We start from the raw sequence: 2,983 nt of genomic DNA on the forward strand, positions 1-2,983 counted from the left end.
CGCTCACGTTTCCCAGGTTTCGTACTAACCAGCGGTACATGACAGCTCCTTGAGGTGCATTTGTTATCGAAGTGGTTGTCTATCGGCGGGACTTTCAGGAACTGTAGGGCGCAACGATAGCGCAGATTCCCGACGGTATGGTCAGGTTTAAAACAGGCGGGATAGTAGCGCAGTAACAGCAGTTTCGACCCGTAGAATTCGCTCGCCTAGTTGCACGGGTTGTAGTCCGGCTTTGTTTAATAAATCAACTTCGTAAGGAATCCAGCCGCCTTCTGGACCGATGGCCAGGGTCACGGCTTGGTCAATGCCGCGTGGGCAAGCCGGGTACTCACCAGGATGGCCGACCAGGCCCAGCGTGCCTTCGACTAACTGCGGCAAACGGTCTTCGACGAAGGGTTTGAAGCGTTTTTCGATGATAATTTCCGGCAGCACGCTGTCACGCGCTTGTTCCAGACCGAGAATCAGTTGTTCGCGAATGGCCGCAGGCTCAAGGAACGGTGTCTGCCAGAAGCTTTTTTCGACCCGATAGCTGTTCAGCAAAATAACCCGGGGCACACCCATGGTCGCGATGGTCTGAAACACCCGACGCAGCATTTTCGGGCGGGGCAGTGCCAAGAGCAACGTCAGTGGCAGTTTGGCGGGGGGCGCGCGATCAAGGCTGATCCGCAGCTCGGCTTCGTGGTTTTCCAGCCGTAGCAGCTCGGCTGAGCCCAGCAGGCCGCCGATTCGCCCTACACGCAGCGTGTCGCCAACCACTGCGCGATGCACCTCCTGCATGTGCTTGAGGCGGCGGTCGCGCAGCACGACCCGATCAGCCGAGATAAAGTCGGCGTCTTCGAGTAGCAGTAAATTCACAGCGGGGTCGCTGGCGGCTGGTCGTGTTTGTCTTCGTCTGGCTGGTCATCCGGGTGATCGCCGCGTTTGACGATCATGCCGCTGCATAACACACCGATTTCGAACAACAGCCACATGGGCACTGCGAGCAGCGTTTGGGAGAAGATGTCCGGCGGGGTCAGGATCATTCCGACCACAAAGCAGCCAATGACCACATACGGACGCATCTTTTTCAGGTATTTGACGTCGACGATACCGATCCACACCAGCAGCACCACGGCCACGGGAATCTCGAATGCAACGCCGAACGCCAGAAACAGCGTCATGACAAAGTCCAGGTAGCTGGTGATGTCGGTCATCATCGAGACGCCTTCCGGTGTCACGCTGGCGAAAAAGTGGAAAATCAGCGGGAACACCAGGAAATAGGCGAAGGCCATACCTGAATAGAACAAGATGATGCTCGATACCAGCAACGGCACCGCGACACGCTTTTCGTGCTTGTACAGGCCGGGTGCGATGAAACCCCAGATCTGATGCAGGATCACCGGCATCGCCAGGAACAGCGAACACATCATGGTCAGCTTGAACGGCGTCAGGAACGGCGAGGCCACGTCGGTGGCGATCATCGTAGCGCCTTCGGGTAAATACGCCCGCAGCGGTGCCGAAACCAGCGTGTAGATCTTCTGGGTGAAGCTGAACAACCCGGCAAAGATCAAGAAAATCGCCAAGACGCAACGCAACAGGCGCGTACGCAATTCAGTGAGGTGCGAGATCAGCGGCATCTGCTGATCGTTTTCCGGGATGTCTGCGCTCATGGGGCTCGCGGTGGCAAAGTTGAATCGTTGGCGGAAGGCGCGCTCGGAACCGGGGTCACATGCGGTGCGGTAGGCGTATCAGCTGTAGCTACCGGGGCCGTGCTGCTCGGAGCGTCATGGGGCGCTATGGCGGCGGCAGTTTCAGGTGTCGCCAGAGGCGCTGCAGTTAACGTTGCATTGGCCACCGATGCGGTCGGCGGAGCAACGCTGTGGCTTTCAACCGGCGGCTGGACCGTAGCAACGGGTTCGGTCGAAGGCGGCTGTTGCGGCGCGAAGATCTTTTTCGCTTCTTCTTCAAGCGACAAGATGTGTTCGTTATGCAGCTGCCGACGAATCTCGTCAGCACCGATTTCGCGTTCAACTTCCTGTTTGATCGCATTGAAACTGCGTTTCAGCCGCCCAACCCACAGGCCGGCGGTACGTGCTGCGCCGGGCAAGCGCTCGGGCCCAAGAACCAATAGGGCGACGAGGCCGACGAGCAGCAGTTCAGAGAAGCTGATACCAAACATTCAACACGACCTAGTCTTTACGGAGGGGCTCTTCGACTTTGTGCGCTTGCACGTCGATGGTGTGCGGCTCATGCAACGTAGACGCCTGAGGTGCCTGCGGCGGCTGCATCGGTTGTGTCGGCTGAACGGGCGGCTGTTGTTCGGCCGGCTTTTCTTCGTCATTCATGGCTTTGCGAAAGCCCTTGATCGTTTCGCCCACATCCGAGCCAAGACCTTTGAGCTTCTTGGTGCCGAATACCAGCACGACGACGATCAAAATGATGATCCAGTGTTTCCAGTCAAAAATGCCCATGAAGCGTTCCTCTTTCTAGTGGTGCTTGTTTACTCGGCTGAGCGCGCGGCTTTTTCCACGTGCCCGGACAATCCAAAACGACGATCCAGCTCATCCAGCACTGCCTGAGGATGCTGACCTAAAGCTGCAAGCATCACCATGCTGTGAAACCACAGGTCTGCGGTTTCGTAGATGACATCGCTGCAGTCTCCGCTCACTGCGGCGTCTTTGGCGGCGATGATGGTTTCAACCGATTCTTCACCGACCTTTTCCAAAATCTTGTTCAAACCTTTGTGATACAGGCTGGCGACATACGAGCTGTCGGCAGCGGCGCCTTTGCGCGATTCAAGCACTTCGGCCAGGCGGGTCAGGGTGTCATTCATGTGTATGTCCTGCCTGATAGATGGAATGCGGGTCTTTCAGTACCGGCTCGACAACTTTCCAGCCAGCGTCATCATAAACACGGTAAAAACAGCTTTCCCGACCCGTGTGACACGCAATTCCACCGACCTGTTCAACCATTAAGATAATCACATCCGCATCGCAGTCCAGCC

Annotated in this window: 6 protein-coding genes; all 6 read right to left on the reverse strand. The window is 57.0% G+C overall.

All coding sequences use genetic code 11. From position 1 onward, the window contains the following. Positions 1–147: 147 nt before the first annotated feature. Positions 148–855 (reverse strand): 16S rRNA (uracil(1498)-N(3))-methyltransferase, encoded by a 708-nt coding sequence (locus tag M0974_RS28680; RefSeq protein WP_297845060.1) that lies wholly within the window; start codon positions 853–855, stop codon positions 148–150. Beyond that, positions 852–1,649 carry a twin-arginine translocase subunit TatC gene (gene tatC, locus M0974_RS28685; RefSeq protein WP_297845062.1) on the reverse strand — a complete coding sequence of 266 codons (798 nt, stop codon included), beginning with the start codon at positions 1,647–1,649 and terminating at the stop codon, positions 852–854. The genes M0974_RS28680 and tatC overlap by 4 nt, the downstream gene beginning before the upstream one ends. Beyond that, positions 1,646–2,158 (reverse strand): Sec-independent protein translocase protein TatB, encoded by a 513-nt coding sequence (tatB, locus tag M0974_RS28690; protein ID WP_297845064.1) that lies wholly within the window; start codon positions 2,156–2,158, stop codon positions 1,646–1,648. Before tatB ends, tatC begins: the two co-directional genes overlap by 4 nt. A 10-nt stretch (positions 2,159–2,168) precedes the next feature. Further along, positions 2,169–2,450, reverse strand: a complete 282-nt coding sequence (locus M0974_RS28695; RefSeq protein WP_297845065.1) for a twin-arginine translocase TatA/TatE family subunit — start codon at positions 2,448–2,450, stop codon at positions 2,169–2,171. Between the two features lie 29 nt (positions 2,451–2,479). Further along, the gene (locus M0974_RS28700; RefSeq protein WP_297845066.1) at positions 2,480–2,812 is read right to left on the reverse strand and encodes a phosphoribosyl-ATP diphosphatase; all 333 of its coding nucleotides are present in this window, start codon (positions 2,810–2,812) and stop codon (positions 2,480–2,482) included. Further along, the coding region (locus M0974_RS28705; RefSeq protein ID WP_297845068.1) for a phosphoribosyl-AMP cyclohydrolase at positions 2,805–2,983 on the reverse strand (179 nt) is incomplete at its 5' end. The genes M0974_RS28705 and M0974_RS28700, both read right to left, overlap by 8 nt.

It is taken from the genome of Pseudomonas sp., assembly GCF_026224925.1.
Taxonomy (GTDB): domain Bacteria; phylum Pseudomonadota; class Gammaproteobacteria; order Pseudomonadales; family Pseudomonadaceae; genus Aquipseudomonas.

What these genes read in the sequence shown, in the direction of transcription:
- tatC (WP_297845062.1), bottom strand. Translation starts at nt 1,649, where the DNA reads ATGAGCGCAGACATCCCGGAAAACGATCAGCAGATGCCGCTGATCTCG.
- tatB (WP_297845064.1), bottom strand. Translation starts at nt 2,158, where the DNA reads ATGTTTGGTATCAGCTTCTCTGAACTGCTGCTCGTCGGCCTCGTCGCC.
- M0974_RS28695 (WP_297845065.1), bottom strand. Translation starts at nt 2,450, where the DNA reads ATGGGCATTTTTGACTGGAAACACTGGATCATCATTTTGATCGTCGTC.
- M0974_RS28700 (WP_297845066.1), bottom strand. Translation starts at nt 2,812, where the DNA reads ATGAATGACACCCTGACCCGCCTGGCCGAAGTGCTTGAATCGCGCAAA.